The sequence below is a fragment of the Embleya sp. NPDC059213 genome, assembly GCF_042754445.1.
GTDB lineage: Bacteria > Actinomycetota > Actinomycetes > Streptomycetales > Streptomycetaceae > Embleya.
Window position 1 is genome coordinate 1 of the sequence record NZ_JBHZAV010000140.1, and the last position, 23,667, is coordinate 23,667.

19 protein-coding genes are annotated in these 23,667 nt (G+C 70.8%); 7 read left to right on the forward strand and 12 right to left on the reverse strand.

The window, feature by feature from the left end:
- Positions 1 to 437: 437 nt before the first annotated feature.
- From ACFXMF_RS35275 to ACFXMF_RS35310, 8 genes are all read right to left on the reverse strand, one after another.
- Complete coding sequence (locus ACFXMF_RS35275) at positions 438 to 1,415, reverse strand: lytic polysaccharide monooxygenase (RefSeq protein WP_379992201.1); 978 nt, start codon at positions 1,413 to 1,415, stop codon at positions 438 to 440.
- Between the two features lie 396 nt (positions 1,416 to 1,811).
- The gene (locus ACFXMF_RS35280; RefSeq protein WP_380018075.1) at positions 1,812 to 2,492 is read right to left on the reverse strand and encodes a response regulator transcription factor; all 681 of its coding nucleotides are present in this window, start codon (positions 2,490 to 2,492) and stop codon (positions 1,812 to 1,814) included.
- Between the two features lie 150 nt (positions 2,493 to 2,642).
- Positions 2,643 to 2,831 (reverse strand): hypothetical protein, encoded by a 189-nt coding sequence (locus tag ACFXMF_RS35285; protein ID WP_379992203.1) that lies wholly within the window; start codon positions 2,829 to 2,831, stop codon positions 2,643 to 2,645.
- A 92-nt stretch (positions 2,832 to 2,923) separates the two neighbouring features.
- On the reverse strand, positions 2,924 to 4,237 hold the full coding sequence (locus tag ACFXMF_RS35290; protein WP_360316257.1) for a ferredoxin reductase family protein: 1,314 nt from the start codon (positions 4,235 to 4,237) through the stop codon (positions 2,924 to 2,926).
- Between the two features lie 1,174 nt (positions 4,238 to 5,411).
- Positions 5,412 to 5,792 carry a CAP domain-containing protein gene (locus ACFXMF_RS35295; RefSeq protein ID WP_379992204.1) on the reverse strand — a complete coding sequence of 127 codons (381 nt, stop codon included), beginning with the start codon at positions 5,790 to 5,792 and terminating at the stop codon, positions 5,412 to 5,414.
- A gap of 529 nt (positions 5,793 to 6,321) precedes the next feature.
- Positions 6,322 to 7,773, reverse strand: a complete 1,452-nt coding sequence (locus ACFXMF_RS35300) for a PAS domain-containing protein (RefSeq protein ID WP_379992205.1) — start codon at positions 7,771 to 7,773, stop codon at positions 6,322 to 6,324.
- 142 nt (positions 7,774 to 7,915) lie between these two features.
- Entirely contained in the window at positions 7,916 to 9,268 is a 1,353-nt protein-coding gene (locus ACFXMF_RS35305; RefSeq protein ID WP_379991193.1) for a choice-of-anchor A family protein, read from the reverse strand.
- A gap of 555 nt (positions 9,269 to 9,823) precedes the next feature.
- A complete protein-coding gene (locus tag ACFXMF_RS35310) occupies positions 9,824 to 10,342 on the reverse strand; it encodes a hypothetical protein (protein WP_379991195.1) in 519 nt (172 codons plus the stop codon).
- 749 nt (positions 10,343 to 11,091) lie between these two features.
- Between ACFXMF_RS35310 and ACFXMF_RS35315 the strand changes: the two genes are divergently transcribed.
- Together ACFXMF_RS35315 and ACFXMF_RS35320 are read left to right on the forward strand one after the other, a co-directional pair.
- Positions 11,092 to 11,496 (forward strand): cupin domain-containing protein, encoded by a 405-nt coding sequence (locus ACFXMF_RS35315; RefSeq protein WP_360316272.1) that lies wholly within the window; start codon positions 11,092 to 11,094, stop codon positions 11,494 to 11,496.
- Positions 11,497 to 11,568: 72 nt separating this feature from the next.
- Positions 11,569 to 12,114 (forward strand): SDR family oxidoreductase, encoded by a 546-nt coding sequence (locus tag ACFXMF_RS35320; RefSeq protein ID WP_379991197.1) that lies wholly within the window; start codon positions 11,569 to 11,571, stop codon positions 12,112 to 12,114.
- Between the two features lie 31 nt (positions 12,115 to 12,145).
- On the opposite strand, the gene ACFXMF_RS35325 is transcribed toward ACFXMF_RS35320, so the two are convergent.
- Together ACFXMF_RS35325 and ACFXMF_RS35330 are read right to left on the reverse strand one after the other, a co-directional pair.
- On the reverse strand, positions 12,146 to 13,234 hold the full coding sequence (locus ACFXMF_RS35325; RefSeq protein WP_360316278.1) for a serine hydrolase domain-containing protein: 1,089 nt from the start codon (positions 13,232 to 13,234) through the stop codon (positions 12,146 to 12,148).
- 5 nt (positions 13,235 to 13,239) lie between these two features.
- On the reverse strand, positions 13,240 to 13,761 hold the full coding sequence (locus ACFXMF_RS35330; protein WP_360316280.1) for a pyridoxamine 5'-phosphate oxidase family protein: 522 nt from the start codon (positions 13,759 to 13,761) through the stop codon (positions 13,240 to 13,242).
- A gap of 342 nt (positions 13,762 to 14,103) precedes the next feature.
- Here ACFXMF_RS35330 and ACFXMF_RS35335 point away from each other — a divergent pair, with 342 nt between their 5' ends.
- Positions 14,104 to 14,550, forward strand: coding sequence for a hypothetical protein (locus ACFXMF_RS35335; protein ID WP_360316282.1), 447 nt, complete (start codon positions 14,104 to 14,106; stop codon positions 14,548 to 14,550).
- Between the two features lie 323 nt (positions 14,551 to 14,873).
- Here the strand turns inward: ACFXMF_RS35335 and ACFXMF_RS35340 are convergent, their stop codons facing one another.
- A complete protein-coding gene (locus ACFXMF_RS35340; RefSeq protein WP_379991198.1) occupies positions 14,874 to 16,376 on the reverse strand; it encodes an IMP dehydrogenase in 1,503 nt (500 codons plus the stop codon).
- Positions 16,377 to 16,706: 330 nt separating this feature from the next.
- Between ACFXMF_RS35340 and ACFXMF_RS35345 the strand changes: the two genes are divergently transcribed.
- The gene (locus ACFXMF_RS35345; protein WP_379991199.1) at positions 16,707 to 18,176 is read left to right on the forward strand and encodes an MFS transporter; all 1,470 of its coding nucleotides are present in this window, start codon (positions 16,707 to 16,709) and stop codon (positions 18,174 to 18,176) included.
- 963 nt (positions 18,177 to 19,139) lie between these two features.
- Here the strand turns inward: ACFXMF_RS35345 and ACFXMF_RS35350 are convergent.
- Positions 19,140 to 19,805, reverse strand: a complete 666-nt coding sequence (locus ACFXMF_RS35350) for a helix-turn-helix domain-containing protein (protein WP_360316290.1) — start codon at positions 19,803 to 19,805, stop codon at positions 19,140 to 19,142.
- Positions 19,806 to 20,119: 314 nt separating this feature from the next.
- On the opposite strand from ACFXMF_RS35350, the gene ACFXMF_RS35355 reads away from it, so the two are divergent.
- The 3 genes from ACFXMF_RS35355 to ACFXMF_RS35365 form a co-directional block, all read left to right on the forward strand.
- The gene (locus ACFXMF_RS35355) at positions 20,120 to 21,436 is read left to right on the forward strand and encodes a DUF1214 domain-containing protein (RefSeq protein ID WP_379991201.1); all 1,317 of its coding nucleotides are present in this window, start codon (positions 20,120 to 20,122) and stop codon (positions 21,434 to 21,436) included.
- A 62-nt stretch (positions 21,437 to 21,498) separates the two neighbouring features.
- Positions 21,499 to 23,100, forward strand: a complete 1,602-nt coding sequence (locus ACFXMF_RS35360) for an ABC transporter substrate-binding protein (RefSeq protein ID WP_379991202.1) — start codon at positions 21,499 to 21,501, stop codon at positions 23,098 to 23,100.
- A gap of 203 nt (positions 23,101 to 23,303) precedes the next feature.
- On the forward strand, positions 23,304 to 23,667 hold a 364-nt coding region (locus ACFXMF_RS35365; RefSeq protein ID WP_360316298.1), incomplete at its 3' end, for an SDR family NAD(P)-dependent oxidoreductase.

The window sequence follows — 23,667 nt, forward strand, 5'->3', positions numbered from 1 at the left end:
GCACCGGGGCTGCCGGTGACCGCCGACATCGAGGCGGGTGGCGGCCAGTTCCTCGTCATCCTGGCCGCCGGCCGCCGCTGAGCGGGGATCGGCGGCGCACTCGTGCCGCGGGGCGCCGAGCCCTCGTCGTCGCTCACGTGCAGCCTTGACGCTTTGCATGATGACTCCGGCCGGCGAAAGGTCGACCGTCTGGTCGACCCGCCGGGGGGCGCGCTCGTCGATTCCCCCGCCCGATCCACGCCGTCGCCGCCCGCCTGAGCTTCACCGTTCCCGCGCGACGCTGCGGCCCGCGCCTCGCAGTCGGACTGCGACATCAACCGACCGACGACGGTTGTCTGTTCCTGCCGTGTGGGCGGCGACGCGGGACGCCTCGTGTGCGGCGGGGGCAACACGACGGCACCGTTTTACGACGGTGCCGCCGCTCGCGTCGGGCGTGATCAGCGCGAGGTCCTCCGGCGGGCGTAGACGAGGGATCCGAAGCCGATGGCGACCGATCCGGCTGCGGCGCCGGCCAGGATCAGCCCGGGCTGCGATCCGTTCCCGCCGGTCCGGGCGAGTTCGGGGTTCACCGGTGCCGGGGCCTGTTCCGGCGCCGCGGACTCGGGCACCGGTGCCGCAGCGGGCTTCGACGGGGTGAGTGAGGCCGGTTCCGTGCGGGGCTTCGACGAGGCTGCGGTGGGAGTCCCCGAGGCGGGCCGGGTGTGCGCGTCGTGTCCGCCGCCCGCCGCCGCAGTGGTGGGGGAGGACTTGCCGGTGGGGGCGGGGACGGAACTGCCACTGCCGTCGAAGACCACGTCCGAGCAGGAGTAGAACGCCTCGCCGCTGTCGGAGCGTTGCCAGACGATGTAGATCAGGTGACGGCCGGACCGCGCCGGCAAGCGGCCCTGGACCACGTAGGAGCCGTTTTCGAGCGAGGGATCGGTCGCCGTCACGAACGGCGCCGCCTCCAGGTCGGACCAGCGAAGGGGCTTGGTGACGTCGAAGCCGTTCTTGGTGATGTAGTACTCGAACGTGCCCTTGTGGGGCGCGGTGGCCTTGTAGCGGAACGTGTACGACCCCCCGGAGGGCAGGTTGGCCGTCGGCCAGTCGGCACGCGGGAGATCGAGACCGGCGTACTGGGGGTTGTTCGCGCTGCACAGTTTGCCGTCGGGAATGATCTGCCGATGCCTGCCTGCGGCATCGGCGATGTTGACCGCGTTCGGGTCGTAGAACGGGGCGGGGTCGTCGCCCACCGCAGCCTTGGCGGCGCGGCACGCCGGGAGTCGGAAGTTCTCCGGATTCTCGCCCCCCTGGGTCGAACACAACTGGATACGACTCGGAGGATTCAGCGACGTGCCATGCGCGAACGCCGTTCCCGTGCCTATTCCGGAGAGAACGAGCGCGAGCGTGAACGGAAACGCTGCCAGAATTTGCACCGGATGCTTCTTCACCGACGGTTGTCCTTCGTTCGTGTGGGGTACGGGGGCTGCATTGGAACCTAACGTCAACGAGGAAGCCGAAGAAGGGATTACGAAGGAATCGGTCCGATCCAGAGCAGCGTTTATGTGGGAGATGAGTCGTACTTAAGGGAGGCGCGGTCGTGGACATGCCGGGTCCGCTGGTGGGGTGCGGCGGCCACCCTCGGTGCCATTTGCTTCGCCATTCGTGATGCACACCTGAGCACGGATATTTTCGACGGATGTGTGGGGATCTCTCTCGGTGTCCCCGGCCGGCGGAATTCCCGCGTCAGCCGTCAGCCGTCGGCCATCAGCCATCAGCCGTGCGCCGAGGGTGCGGTGGGCGCGCCCGACCCCGGCGGCGGCTCGGTCGGGTCAGGTCGGTGCCTGGAGCTTCACCCCCACACCGCGCACGGTGTGCACGTAGCGTGGTTGCCGGGCCGTTTCGCCGAGCTTGCGTCGCAGCCAGGACAGATGCACGTCGATGGTCTGGTCGTCGCCCTGGGCGTGGCCCCATACCTGCGCGAGGATGTCACGGCGGGTCACCACCGCGCCCACCTGGGATGCGAGGCACGCCAACAGGTCGAACTCGCGCCGGGTCAGGTCCACGGTCCTGCCGTCGAACTCCACCTCACGGCGCAGGACATCGACGCGCAACGCACCGCAGACGAATACGTCGCGGGCGTCGCGGCGTCTGTCGTAGCGTCTCATCACCGCCGACATCCGTGCCCGGAGGTGCTCTCCCGAGAACGGTTTCGTCACATAGTCGTCGGCGCCGGCGTTGAGCAACCGAATGATTTCCGCCTCGTCGTCACGACCGGTCGCGACGATGACCGGGACGTCGGATATGCCGCGCAACATCTTCAGTGCCTCACCACCGTCGAGATCCGGCAATCCCAGGTCGAGAATGACCACGTCGAAGGATTGCCGGGTGATTTCACGCAGAGCGTCCAGGGCGGTTCCCACGCTGCGAACTCCATGAGCTTCCTGCGTGATGAATCGAATCAGAGCGGAACGTACAAAATGATCGTCTTCAACCAAGAGCACCTGAGCCATGACCCGAGACCATAGTGCCTCGGCGTCGCCATGGAGATCGGGAATCGAAACCCTGCGGGAAATCAAAGCCGGAAAGGAGGCGGAGGGAAAGCGAAATAGGCGGCCGGTTTCTGCTACCGGCCCGTTCAGGCATGGTTGTCCGATGCGATCTCACGGCACCCGGGCCCCCGCGATCGTCCCCGAACCGGGCGCCGCCTGCGGAGTGGTCGCCGGCGCGCCTTGCGAACTCGTGCGGTCCGGGGCAACCGGCGCGCTCGGTGCGGGAACGCCGGTGAGGGCGACGATCAACACGCTCGTGGCCGTCAGCGAGAGGGCGGTGGCCGTGCGACGAAGAGTCATGACGGTTCCTTGAACGAAGGAGCGAAGGGGAGGTGTCGGCGCGTGCGGGCGTCGGCCGCGCGGGAGTTGCTCGGCGGGGGATCGAAGACGCGCTAGGCGTCGAAGACTTCGGCGTGGACCTGCCCGCGTGGCACACCGGCGCGGCGCAGGACTCGCAGGGTCGCGCGCGTCATGTCCGGCGAGCCGCACAGGTACACGTCGTGCTCGCCGATGTCGGGTACGAGTCGGCGCAGTCGCGCGGACGTGACGGGGTTGTCGGGCCCGCGCGAGGAGCCCAGCAGGTAGTGGACGTGGCACGAGCGGCGCCACGCGATCTCTTCCAGTTCCTCCCGGAGCGCGAGTTGCGCCGAGTCGGTCGCCCGGTAGAGCAACGTGATGTCGCCCGGTTCGCCGGGCAGCGTTTCGAACAGGGCGCGCATCGGGGTGATCCCGATGCCTCCCGCGATCAGCAGTACTTTGCGGCGGGTGCGGCGTCGGGCGGTCATCGCACCGAACGGGCCCGTGGCGAGCACCCGGGTGCCCGGCCGCAGGCGTTTGACGCGTCGGGTGTGATCCCCGACGACCTTGACCGTGATGCGCAGCGTGTCGTCGCGCACGGGCGCCGAGACCGAGAAGGGCAGCGACGTCCGGCACAGGCGGCGGGTCAGGAATCGCCAACGAAAGAACTGACCCGAGGCGGCGTCCAGGGACGCGAGCCCGCGGCCGGTCATGAGCACCGAAACGACGTCCGGGGTTTCGTCGTAGACGCGCAGCACGCGGATGTCGTGACGGCGCAGCGCACGAAGCGGGACGACGACCCGGTACCACACCAGCAATACCGCGACTTGGACATGGAGGAAGGTCCACAACCACGCGAGGACCGGCGCTCCGCCGAGGTCGGGGCCCGCGGGCTGATGGAAGAAGGCGATCGCCGTCCCGACGTAGGTGAGCAGATGGATCCGAAGCCAGCTCTCGTGGCTCACCCGGGTGCGCACCGCGCGCGCGGAGAACACCGCGACCGCGACCAGGAGCCCGCAGCCGAACGTGGCGGCGGCCAGCGCGGGGTAGCCGAGGATGTCGAGCAGCCCGTCGACGGGCCCCACGTGGTTGTAGGCGCTGTAGGCCCACCAGGCGAGTCCGGTATGGGCGAGCATCAGTAGGACGATTGTGCGCCCGCCGCGTGCGTGCCAACGCGCCAGTGTGTCCGCGCCGATGCCGTGTTCGACCGCCGGTATACGCGTCATCAGGAGCAGCATCGCCAACATGCCCAGACCCGCGAGCAACCCCGTCAGGTGCGCTGCGGTCGCCAGGAGGGCGGCGAGGCGCGTGCTGGGTCGGATCTGTGCGGCCCATATGCCGAAGGTCGTCCCGCCGACGAACAGCAGGGCGAACTGCGGGACGTGGGGGGAGATTCGCGGCGGGGCCACGGTTCGGTGCGTGCCCGCTCCCGTCCTGGGCCCCTCGCTCCCGGGCATGGGGTGGTCTTCGGTGCGGACGGGCAGTCGTGGAGGTGCCGGAGGCGTTGCAAACTTCGGGGAATCGGCAGGGGGAGCCTGCGGTGACGGTGACGGTGACGGTGACGGTGCCGTGCGCGGGACGACGGGAGGCTCGATCTGTGTCCACGACAGGGTGCGTGCGTGTGCGGGCATGGATGCCGCCGGAGGGTTGTCGGTCGACGCGGAAGCGGGCGGGAACGGGGACGCGGACGGGGACGGAGACAGGGATACGGGTGGCGCCACCGGTCCCCGGGAGGACACGGGTGCGACCAGTGGTGGTGTCTTCCCGGTCGTGAGCGGACCGGGCGCGAGTCGTGTGGGCACTGCGGCTTCCGGGGAAGTGTCGGCGGGGGCCGCGCGGCGGCGTCGGCCTCCGGGGCGTGACGCCGCGTTGTGAATACCGTCGGGACGAGGGTGCTGTGCGGCGGTGTGCGGCATACGCGGGAAAATAGCGGTGAACCGAAGGCTTGTCAGGACGAATAGCCCGACCGCGAGGGTACTTAAGATCAACTTATGATTTCCTTGACGTCAGTTTGAGAGACCCGCTCCGGCTTGTTGCCGAAGACAATGTCCGGGTCGGCAAAGGAGCGCCTGCCCCGCGTGACCGTGCACCCGTTTCGTCGTGCACGACCGGGCGATTCGGAAGTCGCGTGGACGGTGTCCGCCGGCAGGTCGATCCGTCGTGGGTCGGCCCTTCGGGCTCGGCTGCGCAGGCTGCCTCGACGCCCGAATACGGAGCGAGGAGCGGGTACTTCGTCTCCTTGGGTGCCGGTGCGTAAACATCTGTGCGACCAGGTCGGATGAGCCCGGCCATGGACGCTCGCCGCCTGTTCCCGCGCCCGCGTCGACGGCCTTCGGCAAGCGGAAAAGGTTCGTCCGTATGCCTCGGGAAGAATCCACTATGCCCGACGAGGCCCCAGTCGTTGAATAGTTCGAGAATGGCTCGATCCATGGTCTCGCCCTCGGCTCGACCGAACAATCGGCCGCGTGTGTTTCCCCCGCGACCGGACCGCCGGGAGCGAGGAAAAGTGTAGGGAAGACGTGCCGAACGGAATTCCCCGGAAGCGGATCGGATGGCCGTGTGAATCGTCGGGGACCGGACGAATCACGGTCGGTGGACCGTGTACCCGAGGAGCAGCGTCCAGTGGGGAACACCCATTGCGTCGATGTGGACCCCCGCTCCGACGCGTGTCCAGCGCGGGTCCAGGATGTTCGCCCGGTGTTGTGGGCTGTGCATCCACAGCGTGAGGACGGCCTCGGGGGAGGGTTGGCCGAAGGCGAGGCTCGCGCCGCCGATCCCGGCGATCCGCGGGAGGCCGCCGCGAGTCCACGGTCCGATGTTCCATCGGTCGCGTGCACTGGTGCGAGTGTCGTTCGCATACCTCGGCGTGGCCGCGTCCCGGCTCATCGTGTCCGCGACGCGCACCAGTTCGGCGTCCGTCGCGAGTGGGCGGAGTCCGGCGGCCTCGCGTTGCCCGTTGACCATGCGCAGGACGGTGCTCGCGAACGTCGACCCGGCCGGCGGTGGTGCCGGTGCTTCCCTGGTCGGCGGTTTGGTCGGCGGTTTGGCCGGGGGAGGGGCCGGGGGTGGTGCCGCGGCGGGTTGCCTGGCGGCCTTGATCGGCTCGGAACGGGCGGTCGGGCGGGTGGCGGGCGGAGCGGTCCGCGGGGCCGCGGGCGCGTCGGAGTTCGCCGACGAAGCGGGTGGTACGGGCGGGATGAGCGATACGGAGGCGGCCGGGGACCCGTCTGCGGCGGGTGCCGCTTCGACGACGTTGTGCCGTGGGGCGGTCGCCCGGTCGACGACGGTGACACTGACACCCAAGGCCAGCACGCTCGCGCCCACGGCGTACGCCACGCCCCGCTGCGCGCCGAGCGGTGCGGCCCCGGCCTGCGGCCACGTCGGGCGCCGGTGGCTCCCGGTCCTGTCGCGACGGCGATGCTGTCCCACGTTCGGTCCTTCCTGAAGTCTCAAGCGCCCGGGCGGATACGGGCGTTGTGGATACGCACCGGGCTCACGTCCGGTTGGCGCCGATGGCTCCTCGGCCGTCGGCGGGCGCGGTGGACGTGGTCGTACCGGCTTCCAGGGCGCGGACCACGATGCGCGGCGCCGCAGGGAGTTGTCGGTGCCGGCGGCGTGGTGGCCCGGCGTCGACGACGGTGCCCGGCACGGTGACCGGGGGCGGGCCGAAGGGGCGGCTTCGCTGCGCGGTGGCGTGGGCGTCGGGGAGGTCGTCGTCGCGGTTGTCGGCGTGCCGGCCCCGGCGGGCGGGCTGTGCGGCGGGCTGGGCATGGGTGGCTGCGGTCGTCGCGACGTGCGCCGCGGGTTGCTGCCGGCGGGCGAGTTCGGCCGTCGGTTGTGCTGAGCCGTCGGCCGGTTGCAGCAGCCGGTCGGCCAGGTGCGCGGCCTGGCCGCAGTCCTCGGCGAGTTGCCGCAGGATGCGATTGGCTTCGGGCCACAGCACGCCCGCCGGGTCCTCGACGAGATGGGTCAGGATCTGCGCCGTCCGGTCGAGCGGGGCGCGTAGTTCGTGGTCGAGGACGGCGGCCAGCCGGTCGCGGCGAACTGCGGCCGCGTGCACGGCGGATCGGTCGGTGAAGGCCACGACCGCGCCGACGAGGTGGCCCTCGTCGGTCATCGGGACGGTGCTGAGCCGGACCGGGTGCCACGTGTCGTCTCGGCCCCACAACACGGCGCCGAGGTCGTGGTGGCTGCGTCCCGTCCGCAGGGTGTCGGTCAGCGGCGACTCCTCCGGGGGCAGCGGGCTGCCGTCCTCGGTGGAGTGCAGTGCCAGGGGCAGGAGTTCGCGGCCGCGGAGTTCGCTTGCGGGGCGTCCCAGCAGACGGGTGGCCGCCGGGTTGGCGAGCACGATCCGGCCGCGCATGTCCACTCCGACGATGCCTTCGGCGGTGGCCCGCAGGATCAGCTCCGTCTGCCGGTTCAGGCGCCGGCAGGCGCGCTCCGCGGAGAGCTGTGACGTCACGTCGGTGACGGTGACCATCAGGAAGTCGCGGTCGTCGTGGTCGAGACCGTGCGGGGCGGGCCCGGCCGGCGGGGACATCGGCGATGCCGGTTCGTCGTCGAGGTCGGCTCGGCGCACCAGGCGGATCGCGACCTCGGCGGTGAACTCGAAGCCGTCGGTGCACCGTACGGTCATGTGCGTCGGCTCGTCGTCCCGGTCGTCGTCGCAGGCGACGCCGCCCGGAGTACGGCCGAGGTCGAACTGCGGGAGGATGTCCAGAACCCCGCGGCCCAGCAGGTGGGTCGTGGGTGCCTGCAGACCGTCGACGGCGGCCGTGTTGGCGCCGACGACGGTTCCGTTGCAGTCCACGAGCAGGACCGGTTGGGGGAAGGCGTCGGTGATGCGCGGCAAGCGTGCGGTGCGACGGGCGGGCGCGCCGCAGGTGACGGGCGGGACCGGGTCGGTGGTGGCCGGCGGTGTCCAGGCGGGGGTGTGCGGCTCCACGGGTGCAAGGTCTGCGTAGTTCACTGTGACGCCAATCTCGGAGTCGGAGGCGAGGTCGGTGCCGCGACGTGGTCCTGTGAGCGGGACCGGGGCGGGGCGGTCTCGGCCGCCCCGCCCCGGTCCCGTCAGCGTCGCCGTGCCGTCACGTCCGGCGGCGGCGCCGGGCGGCTGCGAAGACGCCCGCGCCACCCGCCAGGGCGACCGCGGCCGTTGCGGACACGGCGAGGACGGTTGCGTGCGAACCACCGGTCTCGGCCAGCGACTTGCCGTCGCCGGGCGTGTTCGGGCCGGCCGACTTGGGCGGCGTGGCGCCCGGAGACTCCGCGGACGGGGTCGGCCGGTCGGGCAGGCCCGGTTGCTCGGGCGTACCCGGTCGGGAGGGCTGCGGGACGGATGCGGACGGTGTGGGAGGCGCGGGGAGTTCGGGCTTGCAGGCGAAGGCCGGCGTGCCACTCCACGGATAGTTGTGGCTTTCGTTGCCCGTCCCGTGCATTCTTACGTTCCCACCGACGTACAGACGGCCGTTGGTGCTCGCCGTCAGATCCGCCGATGCCTTCGGGGCGAGGATCGACCCGATGAAATTGCCGCCGCCGCCCAGGGTCAGGGACGCGGCTTCGCGGAAGTTGTACAGGATGCGCGAAGCGGCCTGGCCGTATTTGGGTGACGAATAGATATCGACGCGTTCCCCGTTGAATCCGACGGACATCGGCGAAATGGATACCCCCGGTGTGCCGGTCACGTTCACCAGGACCGAGGAGTTCTCCGGGATCGCCTCGAATACGAACGACGAAGCGCCGTTGATATCCGCCGCGGATATTGCGAACACCTGGATGTTCCCGACGCTCGCCGCGGTGCTCTTGAACGTCACCGTCGCGCCCGAGCGGATCGCCGTGCCGGTCTGCTTGAGTGCGCCGAGCGATGCGGACTCGTCCTGCAGGGTCCGGTCGAAGCCGGCGTACGGCTCGATCGCCCGGGCGGGCCCCATCTGCGACGGGCTTGCCCCGCCGTTGGTCTGCAACGAGCCGGCGGCGTTCAAGGAGCCGCCGATCTGTACCGAACCACCATATTTGGGCCCGGTGGTGAGCCCGGAGCCGACGTCGACCGTCGTACCCTTGGCGATCGAGAGATCACCACCGACGGCCAGCATGACGTTGCCGGAGGTCGGCAGGATGCCCGAACCGGCGCCCACACGGCCCACGTTGAACACGCCGCCGGAACTCTTCGCGAACGTCGCCCGCCCCTTGACCACCAACAGGCCCTCGGCCTCCGCGGCCGCACCGTCGGCCGTGTAGTCGCCACCCGCGAAAAGCGCCACATTGTTGTCGGTGAAACGCGGCGAATTCCCTATGGCCGGCATTTCTCCGGAGGTCGGACAGGACGCCGGCCGGCCGCCCGACTTTTCCGCGTAACCGGGTCCTGCGCCGATCAGACCGAGAGCGGCCGCTGCGGCGATGGCCGCGGTGACGCCCGCCGTGTTCTTTCCATTGATTCTCACGACGCGAAAGATTAGCAGCCCGTGCCACAAATGAACTCGTCCACCTGGTGGTTCATGATTAATATTGGCCTAGTGTCGCCTTAAAAGAATCTCAAGAACATCGCCGGCGGGTGCGGGAATCTTCCCGCAGGGCGCGGCGTCGACACGCGTATTGGGAGATGCCCCCGCGGACGGGCACCGACACTTCCTGAGGTCGAGGCTTTCGATGGGGCCGCAGCGGGCGAGCACGACGCACCGCGGCCCGCACGCCGTACGCGAGGTGGTCGGCCGGACCGGGCGGCACGAGGCCCGGTCGACCGGGCGGTAGGAAGAAGTGGACGGGCCGGACGCGGCACCACGCCTGTCGATTCCGAACCCGGCGGCGTTGGGTACGCGCCGTCGTCGGGTTGGAAGTACGGACGGCATCGGCTCCGTCGGGGAGCGCGGCCGTCCGTTCGAAACCACCCACGGCCGGGAGCAGCCTCTGCGCACATCCCGTGCATCGGCCCGAAGGCACATCCGGCTCAACGAACCCCGGACCGAAGGGCACACCCGACACGGGTTTGTGCGGCCCGCCTATTCCTCGTGGGTGGAGACCACGGGCGGGTGGTCGTTCCAGGTGACGAAAATCGAGGACGTGTGCCCGTCCTTGGTGAAGTCCACCCGGATCCACTCGGCGCTGTTCCACACCTTCGCGGCCCAGTTCGGCGCAGGGGTCGCGGCGATCAGCGATGCCGACGTGGCACCGATTTCGAAGGACGCCCGCCCGCCGAGGACCTGGTACGTCCCGGGCGTCGTGTTCGCGTCGGCGGGACTCTTCTTCGGTGTCGGGGACTTCGACGGCGGACGGGTGGATGCGGGTGGCGGGGCCGCCACCACCTTCTTGCCGGCCGGGGTCGGCGCCGCGGGGCTTTCCGACGACTGGGGCCGGGCCTGTGCGGACGGGCTGTGTTGCGGCGCGGCCGGGAACGGGGGCCGTTCGAAGACGGTGTCGCGCAGCACCGCGCGCACCCCCCACCAGGCGAGCGCGGTCACGATCGTGGTCGTCGTCACCCAGAGCGCGAGGGAGGCGGCGGCCCGGCGGGCGCGCCGCATCGTCGTTTCCCGGATGGCTCCGGGTACCGGGGGGCGCGGACGCGCGGGAGCGACGGCGTCTCGGGGCCGGGCGTGGGACCGGCGCTGCGGGGCCGGGGGCGCGGATCGGATGTGGACGGCGATTTTGGTGGACCTCGCAGTTTCGCCCGGCCGCGTGCGCGGCACGGTGTTTCCCGGCACGGGGAACCTGCGTCGGGCCGCCACCGTAGCGGCCTTCCCGAAGGCACGTCCTTAAGCGGTGTTGAGCCGTCCCTTAACGTCCGCTCAAAGATCACGGCGGCCACACGAGGAGTACCTTCCACCGCGCCCGCCCGGCCGGGCGCGACGCTCGTTCACCAAGGCCGGATGTTCCCGGGGCGGGGGTTCGTGCCCGGGCCGACGGAGGGAAGGGCGGACGGGCGTCGAATGGGCGCGTCGGCGGCGCTCCACCTGGCATCGCGGCCGACCCGCCCATCCGCGATCGGAACTCGGGGCCGTGGATGTGTGCGGTGGCGGCTCGGAATCGTCATGAACGGTAAGGGAGGTCTGCCATCAACCGGTCGAGTCCTTCGGGGAGTTCCGTTGTCGCGCACCCGCCACCCGCGTAGGCCCGTGATCCGGCGGCCCTCGAAGCACGAGTCGGCCGAACACGTCGAGTGGGTGCACCAAGGGGCCGCCGAGGTGATGCTCACGTGCCGCGCGACCGGTCCATCGGAATCGACTCCGAGTGGACCACTCGCGCGGACCGATGCACGCCTACCGTTGCGGCCATGACCGAAAAGCGCGGTGGGACGGTACTGACGACCCTTCTCCACCAGACTCCGCCGTTTCTGCCCACGGCCGCCGAAGTGATGGCCATGACGGTCGAGTTGCCGCCCGGAGACGCGGGTACGCCGCCTCACCGGCACTCGGGTCCGGTGTTCGGCTACATGCTCGAAGGCGAGATGGTGTTCGAGCTCGAAGGCGAACCCGAGCGGATCATTCGCGCCGGCGAGGCGTTCTGGGAGCCGGGCGGCGATGTCATCCACTACCGGGCGGGCAACAATCTCGCGGACGCGTGGAGCCGGTTCGTGGTGGTCATGGTCGGCGTCCCCGGCGAGCCCATGCTCACCCTCGTCGACGCGGAGGAACTGCTCGTACGGCGGGACCGCCGGGCGCCTCGACCGACCGGGTGAGCGCCGAACCCGTACACCGCCCGGGGCACCGACGCCTCGGCCCGACCACGACCGAAAGCCGAGGTTGCGAACATGCGTATTCTCATTGCCGGTTCGACCGGCGTCCTGGGCCGGCGGGTCGTCCCCGCGCTCGTCGCCGCAGGGCATCGTGTCACAGCGCTGACGCGTCGCCCGGAAGCCTCGACCGATCTGCGAGCACACGGCGTCCAGGTCGCGTCCGCGGACGTCTTCGATCGCGAGGCGCTCATCCGCGTGGTCAGCCGGGCCGAGCCCGACGTGGTGATGCATCAACTCACCGATCTGTCCGCGGTCGACCTCGTGGCCAACGCGAGGATGCGCGCCGTCGGCACCCGTAATCTCGTCGATGCCGCACAGGAGGCGGGAGTTCGGCGCATCGTGGCGCAGAGCATCGCGTGGGCGTACGAGGCGGGTGAAGGGACCGCTCGCGCGCGGTGGCATCACGTCCGGGGCCCCTTGGTCAGGTGGGCCCGTGGCCCTCGCCCACCCGCCGCCGTCCTGGCCCACACACGATCGCGCCTCACACGTCCTCGTCGAGCTGTGAACGCATCCGCGCTGCCCGGAGGCGAGTTCGGGCGGAACACGCGCTGTCCCGGCTGAAGAAACGGAAAACAACCTCCGGTGCCGAGACTCAAGCAGGGGGATGGATCTCGGCTGCGGTCAGGTCCGCGAGTCGTTGTGCGGTGTCGAAGTGGGGGGTGAGACGGGTCTTGGTCATGGCGAACGAGGTGCCGGTGGCGGTATCGGCATAGACGTAACTGCCGCCACCACCGACCCAGCCGAACGTGGTGAGCCCCTCGTCCGGCCGAGCGCCGATGCGGCCGAGCGGGTAGCCCAGCGCCAGTCGCACATGGTTGCCGAAGACGAGGTCGGTGCCCTCGAAGGCCACCGCCGTCACCTCGTCGAGCCGGTGTGCATCGATGAGCCGACCGTCGAGGAGCGCGGCATTCATGGCGGCGATCGCCCGCGCGGTGAACGTACCGACGGAGGGGATGTCGGCTTGCAGGATCTCGTGGCTGTTGCCCATCGCCGCGGTCGGTCGCAGTTCCCAGGGCGCGAGCATGGCGTTGCCGTCGGGTGGGACGACCGGTTGTGGCGCGGCGTCTTCGAGTCGTGCCAGGCGGGCAAGGTCGGTTGCGGGCACACCGAAGAACAGGTCACCGTCCAGGCCCAGCGGCACGGCGATCCACTCCCGCAAGAGCTGCCGCATCGGTTTGCCCGCGGCCCGGCGTGCGACCTCGCCGACAAGGAAGCCGAAGGTGAACGAGTGATACCCCGTCCGAGTACCGGGGCGCCATCGCGGTTCGGCGTCGGCGATCGCGCCGCACACCCGCGACCAGTCGCTCAGGTCGGCGGGGCCGATGCCACGAGGCATCGCCGGCACACCGACCGAGTGTGTCAACACGTGCCGAAGAGTCGCGGTCGCCTTGCCGTGGGCACCGAACTCCGGCCACAGGTCGACCACGGGCGTGTCGTACCCGACGACACCGGACTCGACGAGCAGGTGAGCGATCAGCGACGTCACCACCTTGCCGGCGGAGAAACCGAAGAACGGGGTCTCCGCGGTCACCCTGCGCCCGGTCCGGCCGTCGGCGACACCGGCGACGGCGTCGACGACGAGCGCACCGCGGTGGTACACCGCCACTTGCAAGCCGGTTTCGGCTCCCGTATCGACGAGGCCGTCCAGGACGTCTTGGACCTTTTGCTGCAGTGAGGCCATCGTGGTCACCGGCCGGGCCACGTGTAGCGAGTCTGACTGGCCACCGGCAGCTTGCCGAAAGCGAATCCGACGGTCGGCGCGACTCGATACAGCCTGACGTCGCCCCCGATGACAGCCTCGCCCAACCCGTACCAGGTCCCCTCCGGGCTGGTCAGATGTGCGCCGTACTTCAGCTCGAAGTCCGCGACCGCCCGCTCACGCTCGGAGCGCCCGTCCACCACGGACGCGACACCCTCGATGACGACGTCCACACCGGTCAGGGCATTCGTGCCGGTCGTCAGCACACAGCGGGGATTGCGGTCGAGGTTTTGTGCCTTGCGCTCGCGACCACCCGTGGTGAAGCACATGGCCCCCAAACTCCAAACGGCCAACAAAGGCGTCACGTGCGGTCGCCCGTCGGGCCGCGTCGTGGAAAGCCAGAACACCTCCGCCGCACCGATGACCGCCAATGCCGACGCCCACGGCGTCGCTCGCGCGTCCGGAGACGAGAACGACCCCAGCACGGTGTCCGGTTCGCTGTCCAACATGTCACTTCCTCGATGAGGCATGGTCGGCCAACCGACACCGGGAAGCAGCACCGCCGAGCCGACCCGTCATGCCCTCTGGTAGGTGTTACGTGCCGTCATGATGATGACCTGAACGCGCCGAGAAACTCATCGGTCCGCGCACACCCGAGTGCCGTCGCCACGAGGCACACCCGCTCGCGAGTGCGAGGACCGCCTCACGAAAGCTCCCATGGCATCGGGGAAGTCCCGGTCGAGGTCGTTCGACGAAACGGGGAATCCCGGCGGGTCCGAACGGGGTGTCGTGGTTCGTTCGGGGCGGGAATCGGGTTGCCTCGGGTGCCGGGAGTGGGGTGGTATCACGGGATGGGTATGGATGCCGAGGTCGTCGTGTTGGCGTTGCACGCGCACGAGGTGATGGAGCCGTTGGAGCGTTTCGACGACAGTCGTCCGTGGCGGGGGCGGTTCGAGCCGATCGCCGTGCTGGGCGGTTACGGGTGGGCGGCGGAGTTCCCGCGCCAAAGTGGCAGGACCGGGCTGCTGCGGTATCTGGAGTCCCTGGAGTGGCCGCACCCGGGCAGTGTGCAGGTGTTGATGCATGACGTGGACGATGAGTGTTTCGGCCTGTGGATGCTCCACGACGGGGTGCTGACCGAGGTCCCGCTTGCGCGTACGCGCCGCTTCCACCTCCCGGCACCGGCGAACCTCGACTACCCACCGCATCCCGGTTTCATCCTGCGCACCGACGACGATTCGCGCGCCTTGCCCGAACAGACTCCGCAGCACCTGCGCGACCCTCGACCCGCCTGGTGACGACACTTTCCGGCTGCTCGACTGGTGCGCCGTGCCGGGGCGGGCGGACCTGGTCGACACCGCCCGCGTGCTCGGTGGCCCGCCCGCGGCCGGTCCCCTTCTGCGCCCGCCTCGCCGGCTCACCTGCACGGCCTTGCCCGACCGTGGCCGAGGTCCGACTTGCCACGCTCGACGACACCCGCGCCACCTGGTGGTGGCAGGACAAGGAGAACGGCACACGCGGATGAGGCCGTACACGCCATCGCCACGGCGCAGCGCGGCGATCCGGCCGTAGCCGGTGTCGGTGGCGTACCCCCACAACGCGGCGATCGCCTCGTCGTACGTCAGCCGATGGTGTCGGCGCGTTCGCGCACCAGCACCTCGGCGCCGGTCTGGCGGAAGCTCTGCTCCGACACCACCACCATGCGCGCCGACTCCCGGAACGCCTCCAGCGACGTGGAGCCGCAACTGACCATCGTCGCGCGGATCTTCGACGTCGTCATCGCGACCGCGTCGTACAGGCTGCCCGCGTACGGCACCAGCCCGTCCACGCCCTCGGCGAAGGCCACCGCCTGCGTGTGCTCGTGGTGCTCGTACCGGGCCGTGTTGCGGGCCCGCATCGAACCCTCGCCCCAATACTCCTTGTAGTCCTGCCCGTTCACCCGTACCCGCCGGGTCGGACTCTCGCTCGTGCGCGCGAAGTAGCGACCGAGCATGATCGCGTCGGCGCCCATGGCGAGCGCGATCGCCATGTGGCTGTCCTCCAGGACGCCCCCGTCGCACACCAGCGGCACATACTCGCCCGTCCGCCGCGCATACGCGTCCCGAGCCTGCGCCACGTCCAACAACGCCGACGCCTGACCGCGGCCGATCCCCTTCTGCGCCCGCGTCGTACAGATGCTGCCGCCACCGATCCCCACCTTGACGAACGTCGCGCCCGCGTCCGCGAGGTACTCGAACGCCCGACCGTCCACGACATTGCCCGCACCCACGTACACCCCCTCCCCGTGCGCGGAACGCACGTCCTCCAGCACACGTGCCTGGTAGACGGAGTAGCCGTCCGAGGAGTCGATGCACAACAGGTCCGCGCCCGCCTCCACCAACGCCGGCACCCGATCGCGATGGTCACGCGTATTGACCCCGGCGGCCACCCGCAACCGCTTGAGACCGTCGACACTCTCGTGCCGGAACCGCTTGTGCGTGTCGTAGTCGCGGCGCAGGACCAGCGAATCGAGCACGCCCGCGCCGTCCACCACCGCGAGTACGTCCGCGCGCCGGTCCCACAACAACGCGTTCGCGTCACCCAGGGACACGCCCACCGGCGCGGTGAGAAGGTCCCCGACCCCGCGCATGCGCGCGGACACCGGCGCGCCCCCGCCGTGGCGGTCCCGGTGGAAGTCACCGGGACCGATCAGCCCCACCAGCCGTCCGCCCACCGTTCCGTCCTCGGTCACGGGCACCTGCTCCGCCCCCGACTCCCGGACCAGCTCCGCGACCTCGTCCAGCGTCGCGGTGGGCTTGAGCGACACCGTCGCGGGCCGAAAACCCGCCTTGTGCCGCTTGACCGTCGCCACATCCTCGACCTGTGCCTCGACAGGCTGGTTCTGGTGGACGAACGACAAACCGCCGCACTGCGCCAGGGCGATCGCCAGACGCGGGCCGGACACCGCCTCCATGATCGCGCTCAGCAGGGGAGTGGCCACCCGCAACGGCGATGCCTCGCCGACCCGGTGCCGCACCAACGCGGTCGTCAGATCGACCCGGTCCGGGGTGCATTCCTCGGTGGTCTCGTTCGGCAGCAGCAGGTACTCGCCCAGCGTGCGCGAGACCTCGGACAGAACCTCCACGGCGCGCGTCCTCTCATACGTGCCACGCACGCCCGCCCCCGCGCCCAGCCGCGATCGACGGGATCGCCCGGCACCGACACGACGCAACGCCGAACGGACCGGACAGACCCGGCGGGTTCACACGATGAGACGAACAGGCGCACGAACCGTATCCCGGACGGCTGCGCCACGGGTTCGAGAGCGTGCGGTGGGTGACAACGGTTGCGCGATCCTAACCCACCCCGACACCCCGACCGCACCGTCGCCCGAATGCCCGCCGACGCTCGTCAACCACCCCGCACACGGGTACGGCTCCGCGACCGACCCACCCAACCCAGGAACGGCGCCCGGATGAACGCACCACCCGCCCCCTCGACCACAACACTCCGACGCGGCGGCGTACTCGCACCCGGGCTCGGCGCCTCCCTGGTCGTGGCCAACACCAGCAGCGTGTCCGCCATCCTCCCGTGGATCGCCACCGACCTGCACATCGATCGCACCCACACCCAATGGCTGTTCGCGTCCTACGCCATCACCCTCGCCGCCGCCCTCCTCCCGGCCGGCGCCCTGGCCGACCGCCACGGACACCGCCGCGTCTTCCTCGGCGGACTCGCCGCCTTCGCGGTCCTCGCCCTCGCCGCCGCGACCAGCACCCACCCCACCGAACTCCTCCTCGTACGCGCCGCCCAGGGCCTCGCCGGAGCCGTCCTCACCACCTCCTCGCTCGGCCTGCTCAGACAGCACCTCCCCGGCCACGACCAGACGCGAGCCTTCGCACTCTGGGGCGCCACCATCGGCGCCGGCGCCGCCATCGGCCCCCTGTTGAGCGGATGGCTCACCGAACACCACTCCTGGCGCTGGGCCATGGCCGCACCGGCGCCGGCCTGTGCCGCGGTGATGCTCATCGCCCTGACGCGCCACGCCCCCATCCCCGGCCACCACAGCACCGTCGACCAACGCCAAACGGCCAGGGTCGCCATCGTTCTCGTGACGGCCGCCTTCGCCGTCGTCGACGGCCCGCTCCACGGCTGGTGGCAACCCCACGACACCCCGCAGCTGCTCGGACGCCCATGGCCCCTGCCCATCGCCCCCGCCGCACTCGCGGCAGCGGTCGCCCTGGTCCTCGTCCTCCGGCGACCCCGCCGTACGCCGTCGGCCCTGCGCCCGAACACCGGCTTCAGGACCGCGAACCTGATCGCCGGCGTGATCGCCCTCGGCGAGTTCGGCCTCCTGGCCGTCATCCCCGGCTGGATACGGGAGACCTTCCACGCCTCGCCCACCCAGGTCACCGCCGCGCCCACGGCACTGTCCGTGGGTGTGCTGATCGCGGGAGCCCTCGCGAGCCGGACCCGCAGCCATGCCCCGCTCCGCTGGGTGCGCGCCGGCCTCGGCATCGAAATCGCCACCATGGGCGCGTTCGCCCTGGCCGCGTTGTCTCCGTCGACCTGGTGGACGCCCACGGCGTGGCTGGGCCTGTACGGACTCGGAGTGGGCCTGGCCGGCGCCCAACTCACCCACATCGCCCTCCGCGAGATCCCGCGCGAACAATCGGGAGTCGCCGCCGCAACCCACAACGCCGTACGTCAGATCGGCACCGCCGCCGGCATCACCCTCGTCGTGGCGGCCTACATTGCCCTCGCGGGCTCCCGAGAGGGCCCCACGAGCGTTCTCCCGTCGAGCAGTTCCGCCATCTCGGCCACTGCGGCCCTGGTGGCAGCGATTCTGCTCGTCGGCCTCACACTCACCTTCCTCCTGCACCCCGACCCGCGTGGACCACGTGGCCAGAATCGACCGACTGCGGACAGGCGCACACACGAGTGACCCGCCCGATGCGACGGAACAGGTGAGCACGGTGCGGCAGCCCCCTCGGCGGGCCGGCAGCGTCCGGCTTCCGGCCGCCCCCACGGCAAGATACGGCACCGGATTCCGGCGGGATTGGTCGTCGAGCAATCTGCACGACAGAGCCCACGGTCTCGGCTGTGGCCTCCGGCGTCGGGAGGGGGGTCCCGTTCGGCTGCCGGGCGGGCGATCTCCGCGCCATTGCCGCTTGTCGGGGAGATCGATACGCAACTGCACCGCTTGCAGTGGTCGTTCGTCTGGCGGTCGAGTGGGGCCTGATGGTCCCGCGCACGCCGAGTGCCTGGCCGGCACCGAGGCGTTCCGGGCAATGGGTGTGAACGGCAGTGCCGACTGGAGCGCAAGCCCCACGGATCGCGGTTTCGCTCCCGGCGGGTGCCGGACGGGCCCTTTCGGGGCTTCGGCGACGACATCGACGGCATCGCCGGCGGGTGGGTCGTGCGCTCCGGCCGGCTCGACGCCCTGCGGGTCGAACACGGCGGCGAACTGCCCGAGTTGCACCTCACCGCTCCGGTCTCGCCGGCGACGTGGGGACCGCCCGCCCCCACATCCGAGCCCCCGTCGCGATCCCGACCACCCCGACGGCTTCCCAGGGTTCGTCGGCTCGATGCGCCGGCGCGGAACTCCCTTCCCTGCGCCGGTCGTACCGTCTACGTGCCTGCTCCTGGTGTCGCCCGGCCGCCCTGCGCGGCGGACCGGTGACGACTCTGTGGGAGATGACGCACGCGTTGGTCCCGCCGTGTCGGTCGCGGCTTCCCGGGGTCGCCGTCACGTCGTGGTCGGCACGCACCGCGTGTACTCCCGCAACCGGTCGTTCCGTTCCGGTCGGGCCGACGGTCGTCGACAACGCGAGGTACCGCAGGGCCGACCGCTCGCCGGGAGCTGCCGGGGCCGTCCGCGCGCGGCCGCGACGCGGGCGGCCGGTGGTCACGCCCGCTGCCGGTCGTGTGAAGGCGCGGGTGTGGCGGGGGCGGGGGCGGTGAGGAGCGCGGTGCCGATGACCACCAGGTTTGCCACGAGTTCGTCGGTGGTGAAGCCGAGCGGAGCCGTGGTGCCGCTGCTGTGGCGGGCCCAGTCGGCGAGCGCGCCGGTGGACATGGCGGACCAGGAGAGCACGCGGAACTCCCGTACCGACTGCGGGAGATGCGCGAGATGGTCGTTCAACCGATCGAAGAGCCAGGGCAGTTCGGGAGCGGCGTCTTCGGGGATGAGGGTGGCTGCCGACAGGCCGCGGTCGTGGCGCATCCGGTCCACGATGCGGATGCGGTTGCGACCGGACGGGGTGCCGAGTTGGGCGGCGAGCGGGGCGACCAGGGCGTCGAGGACGGCCGGGATGTCCGGTGGGGCGGGGGCCGCGCGGAGTCGTTCGACCAGGGCGGCGCGCAGCGGGTCGACGTGCGCGTGGTGGCGTTCCATGACCGCGTCGAGGAGCCGGTCGCGAGTACCGAAGTGGTAGTGCAGCGCGGACTTGTTGGCCTGCCCGGCCAGGCGGTGGATGTCGCGCAGGTTTGACTCCCCGACGCCCTGCTCGGCGAACACCTGTTCGGCGGCATCGATGATCCGGTTGCGGGTGGTGGTCGCGTCGCGAGGCATTGGGCCAGCGTAACCGCGGGTTCGAGCGATCCGGGAAAGCGGGTTCGACGGTTCGTGCGAGCCGGTTCGGGCCGTCCGGGGAGCGGGTTCGACCCATCGTCGCGAGCGGGTGCCGACCCTGCGTGACCGCGGGGCGGGACTGCCCGAGACGGGATCCGGGGCACGCCCGGGGGCGCGTCGGAGCCGCCCGTGAGCGCGCCTTCCCCGGGTGGGGATGGCCCTTGACTCGGCATGTGCACCGTGCCTTACTAAGGCGGTGCCTTAATTAAGGCGTCGCCTCAAAACGTGCTCAGATCAGAAGGGCGGGCAGCCTCATGGCCGACACTTTCGAAACGCTCGACGACCCGGCGCAGCCGGCGGCGCCCGAGGCACCGGCAACACCCGAGAGGCTGGAGACACGCGAGACCGCAGCAACGCCCGAGACACCGGCGACGCCCGAGACACCGGCGACGCCGGAGCAGGCCACTGCCGCGTGCTTCGCCACGTGGGACCGGTTCTGCGCGGAACTGGCGGACCTGGGTCGCACGATCCGCGCCGGCGATCACCCCGATCCCGCCGACGGCCTCCGCCACCTGACCCGGGTGGCGATCCACGCGCTGCAGTCGACCGTCGAGCACGGCGATCCGGCGTTCCCGACGTTCCACCGATTCGACGACGACGTGGTCAAGTGGGGCGGCCCGAACGTCGACAACGTGTACCTGCGGGCCCGCGTCGATGCCGACCACGGCTACCGGGTGACCGGCAACCTCGCCGGGGTGCGCAACCTCATCGTGTCGGTCGTCGAAGGCGACATGCAGATGGAGCAGTACGGCGTGTTCGCCGAGTGCGACATCGATGCCCTCGACGTCGCCGAGGACGGGTCGTTCGAACTGGTCGTCGCCGCGGTTCGGCCCGGCGAGCACACCGAGCCGTGGCTGCGACTGGATCGGCGGGCGCGATACCTGTCGATCCGGGTGTACGTGTGCGACCTGGACCTCGACCGCACGGGCGAGTTCGTCATCGAGCGGATCGGCTCGGCAGGCCGGTTCCCGGCGCCGCTGACGCCGACCCGGCTGGCCGCCCGCATCGCCGAGGCCACCGTGTGGCAGCGGGCCACGATGGAGTACTGGGGCCCCTTCATGGACACCGTGTACGAGCGCGCGGGCGGCCCGAACCGCATCTCGCCGCCGGCTTCGGTACCCGGCGGCGCCCAGGGCATCCGCTACGGCGGCGGCGCCTACGAACTGGGACCGGACCAGGCGCTGCTCATCGAGACCGAGGCGCCGGACGCGGACTACTGGAGCGTCATGCTCTACAGCAGGCCGTGGTTCGAATCGCTCGACATCCACAACCGGCAGAACGCCCTCAACGGCCAGGAAGCACACGTGGACGCCGACGGCGTCGTGCGCATCGTGGTCGCCCACACCGACCCCGGACTGCCCAACTGGCTGGACACCGAGGGACGTTCCGCCGGGCACGTCGCCTGGCGCTGGGTCCGGGCCCGCACCGCGCCGACGCCGGTCGCCCATGTGGTCCCGTTCGCCGACCTCGACGACCGCGTCCCCGCCGACGTGCGCCGGACGTCCCGCGCCGAACGCGCCGTCTCCCTCGCGCGCCGCCGGGCCCACTTCGCCCGACGCTTCCGCCGCTGACCCCCGACCATCCGCCACCACCCGTTCGCCGGACGCTCCAACTTCGATGCGAGGAACCACACATGCGCGCTGCCGGACATGCCGATCGCCCCCGAACGGTCGCCGCGACGTTCATCGCCGCCGCGCTGCTGACCACCACGGCATGCGCGGGCGGGGACACGGACGGCAACGGGAACGGGCCGACCGGGGACGGGAGTCGGGCCGGAACCAGGCCCCCGCGGGCCGGTGGCACACTCACCATGCTGGCCACCGGCGAGGCGAACTCCCTCGACCCGTTCGGCGCGAGCTACGGTGGCGCGCCGGCCGACAACGCCCGCATGGCCGCGCTCTACGACCCGCTGGTCTACCTCGACCCGGAGTCCGACACCGTCAAGCCCCACCTCGCCGAGGCCCTGACCACGACCGACGGCACCACCTGGACTCTCCGGCTGCGCCGGGGCGTCGCCTTCTCCGACGGGACCCCGTTCGACGCCGACGCGGTGCGTACCAACTGGGAGATGCACGCCAGGCCCGACGTGCGTTCACAACACCGTGTCGCCGCCCTCGGGCTCACCCTTCGGGTGGTCGACCCGCTCACCCTCGGCATCACCCTCGCCGCGCCCAACCCCACCTTCGATCGCACGGTCGCGGTGGACCTGACCTTCATCGCGGCCCCCTCCGTGCTCGCGAAAGGGCCGGACGTGTACCGCAATCAGCCGATCGGCGCCGGGCCGTTCACCCTCGCGCGCTGGACCCGCGGCGCCGAGCAGATCTACCGGAAGAACCCCGCCTACTGGCAAAAGGACCAGGGCCTGCCCTATCTCGACCAGGTCAATGTGAAGGTCGTCGGCGACATCGAACAGCAGTACAACACGTTGAGCTCCGGCGGAGCCGACATCGTCATCGGCGCCGAGGCGCTGCTCGACCGCGCGAAGCACGGCCTACACAGCCGGCCGGTACGTGCCAACGGCGGCCAGGCGGTGCAGTTCAACCTCACCCGAGCCCCCTTCGACGACGTCCGGGCCCGCCGCGCGCTCGCGCTCGCCATCGACCCGGCGGAGATGGCCAGGACCCTCGATCTCGGCGTGGTTCCGGCCCGCGGCTACTTCAACACCGGCTCGCCGTTCTTCGACCCCGGCGCCGCCCAACCGGCCCCCGACCGGGTCGAGGCACAGCGCCTGTTCGACGAACTCGCCGCCCAGGGCCGCCCGACCGACTTCACCTTCGTCGTCCCGAAGGCATCGGTGACGGACAAGATCGCCCAGTACCTACAGAGCCGGCTGCGCGCGTACCGCAACGTGTCCATGCGCATCGAACCGCTGGACATCACCGCGTACATCACCCGTGTGGCGGTGAACAGGAACTACCAGGCCACCCTCTACCAGGATTGGGTGATCGACCCCGAACCCCGCGCCTGGAACGCGTTCGTCTCCACCAGCCCGCAGAACCTGATCGGCTGGAAGAACCCGGACGCCGATCGTGCCCTCGCGGCCGGCCGTGCCGCCACCGACCCGGCCGCTCGCAAGGCCGCCTACACCGACCTGCAACGCACGCTCGCGGCCGACCTGCCGATGTGGGTGTACGCCGAATCGACCCAGGGTCCGGTGTTCACCGACCGCGTCGCCGGCGTCGAACTGTTCAACGCCGGCTCGGTCCTCATGGACCGCCTCGGCCTCGCCCCGTAGCGGCCGACCCCCAAGCGCGCTCGCGCGACACCGCCGTACGCGGCCTCCGCACGGGGAACCGCCCACCGCACCACACCGGAAGTCGAGCAACCCCCGCCATGACCGACCTGCCCGCTGCCTCTACGTCAACCCCGTACCCGGGTCTGCCGGAACCCGCCCCGCCCGGCGCCCGAGCCCTGCCACCCGACACATACGACGGATCCGTGGTGCTGGTGACCGGCGGCGGTACCGGCCTCGGCAAGGCCATCGCGACCGAATACGCCCGCCTCGGCGCGGACATCGTGGTCGCCGGCCGCAAAGCCGAGCACCTGGCGGCAGCGCGCGAGCACCTGGCCGGCCTCGGTGCCCGGATCGCCACCGCGACCTGCGACATCCGCGAGCCGGCCGAGATCGAGGCGGCCTTCGACGCGGCCGTCGACACGTTCGGACTCCCGGACGTGCTGATCAACAACGCCGCGGCCAACTTCCCGGCGCCCGCCGAGGAGATGTCCCCCAACGCGTGGCGCACCGTCGTGGACATCACCCTCAACGGCACCTACTTCTGCGCCCGCGAGTTCGCCCGCCGCC

Coding starts and splice junctions, on each gene's coding strand:
- ACFXMF_RS35315 (WP_360316272.1), top strand. CDS start 11,092: ATGACCGAAAAGCGCGGTGGGACGGTACTGACGACCCTTCTCCACCAG.
- ACFXMF_RS35320 (WP_379991197.1), top strand. CDS start 11,569: ATGCGTATTCTCATTGCCGGTTCGACCGGCGTCCTGGGCCGGCGGGTC.
- ACFXMF_RS35330 (WP_360316280.1), bottom strand. CDS start 13,761: ATGTTGGACAGCGAACCGGACACCGTGCTGGGGTCGTTCTCGTCTCCG.
- ACFXMF_RS35280 (WP_380018075.1), bottom strand. CDS start 2,492: ATGGCTCAGGTGCTCTTGGTTGAAGACGATCATTTTGTACGTTCCGCT.
- ACFXMF_RS35285 (WP_379992203.1), bottom strand. CDS start 2,831: ATGACTCTTCGTCGCACGGCCACCGCCCTCTCGCTGACGGCCACGAGC.
- ACFXMF_RS35360 (WP_379991202.1), top strand. CDS start 21,499: ATGCGCGCTGCCGGACATGCCGATCGCCCCCGAACGGTCGCCGCGACG.
- ACFXMF_RS35295 (WP_379992204.1), bottom strand. CDS start 5,792: ATGGTCAACGGGCAACGCGAGGCCGCCGGACTCCGCCCACTCGCGACG.
- ACFXMF_RS35325 (WP_360316278.1), bottom strand. CDS start 13,234: ATGGCCTCACTGCAGCAAAAGGTCCAAGACGTCCTGGACGGCCTCGTC.
- ACFXMF_RS35345 (WP_379991199.1), top strand. CDS start 16,707: ATGAACGCACCACCCGCCCCCTCGACCACAACACTCCGACGCGGCGGC.
- ACFXMF_RS35310 (WP_379991195.1), bottom strand. CDS start 10,342: ATGCGGCGCGCCCGCCGGGCCGCCGCCTCCCTCGCGCTCTGGGTGACG.
- ACFXMF_RS35355 (WP_379991201.1), top strand. CDS start 20,120: ATGGCCGACACTTTCGAAACGCTCGACGACCCGGCGCAGCCGGCGGCG.
- ACFXMF_RS35350 (WP_360316290.1), bottom strand. CDS start 19,805: ATGCCTCGCGACGCGACCACCACCCGCAACCGGATCATCGATGCCGCC.
- ACFXMF_RS35335 (WP_360316282.1), top strand. CDS start 14,104: ATGGGTATGGATGCCGAGGTCGTCGTGTTGGCGTTGCACGCGCACGAG.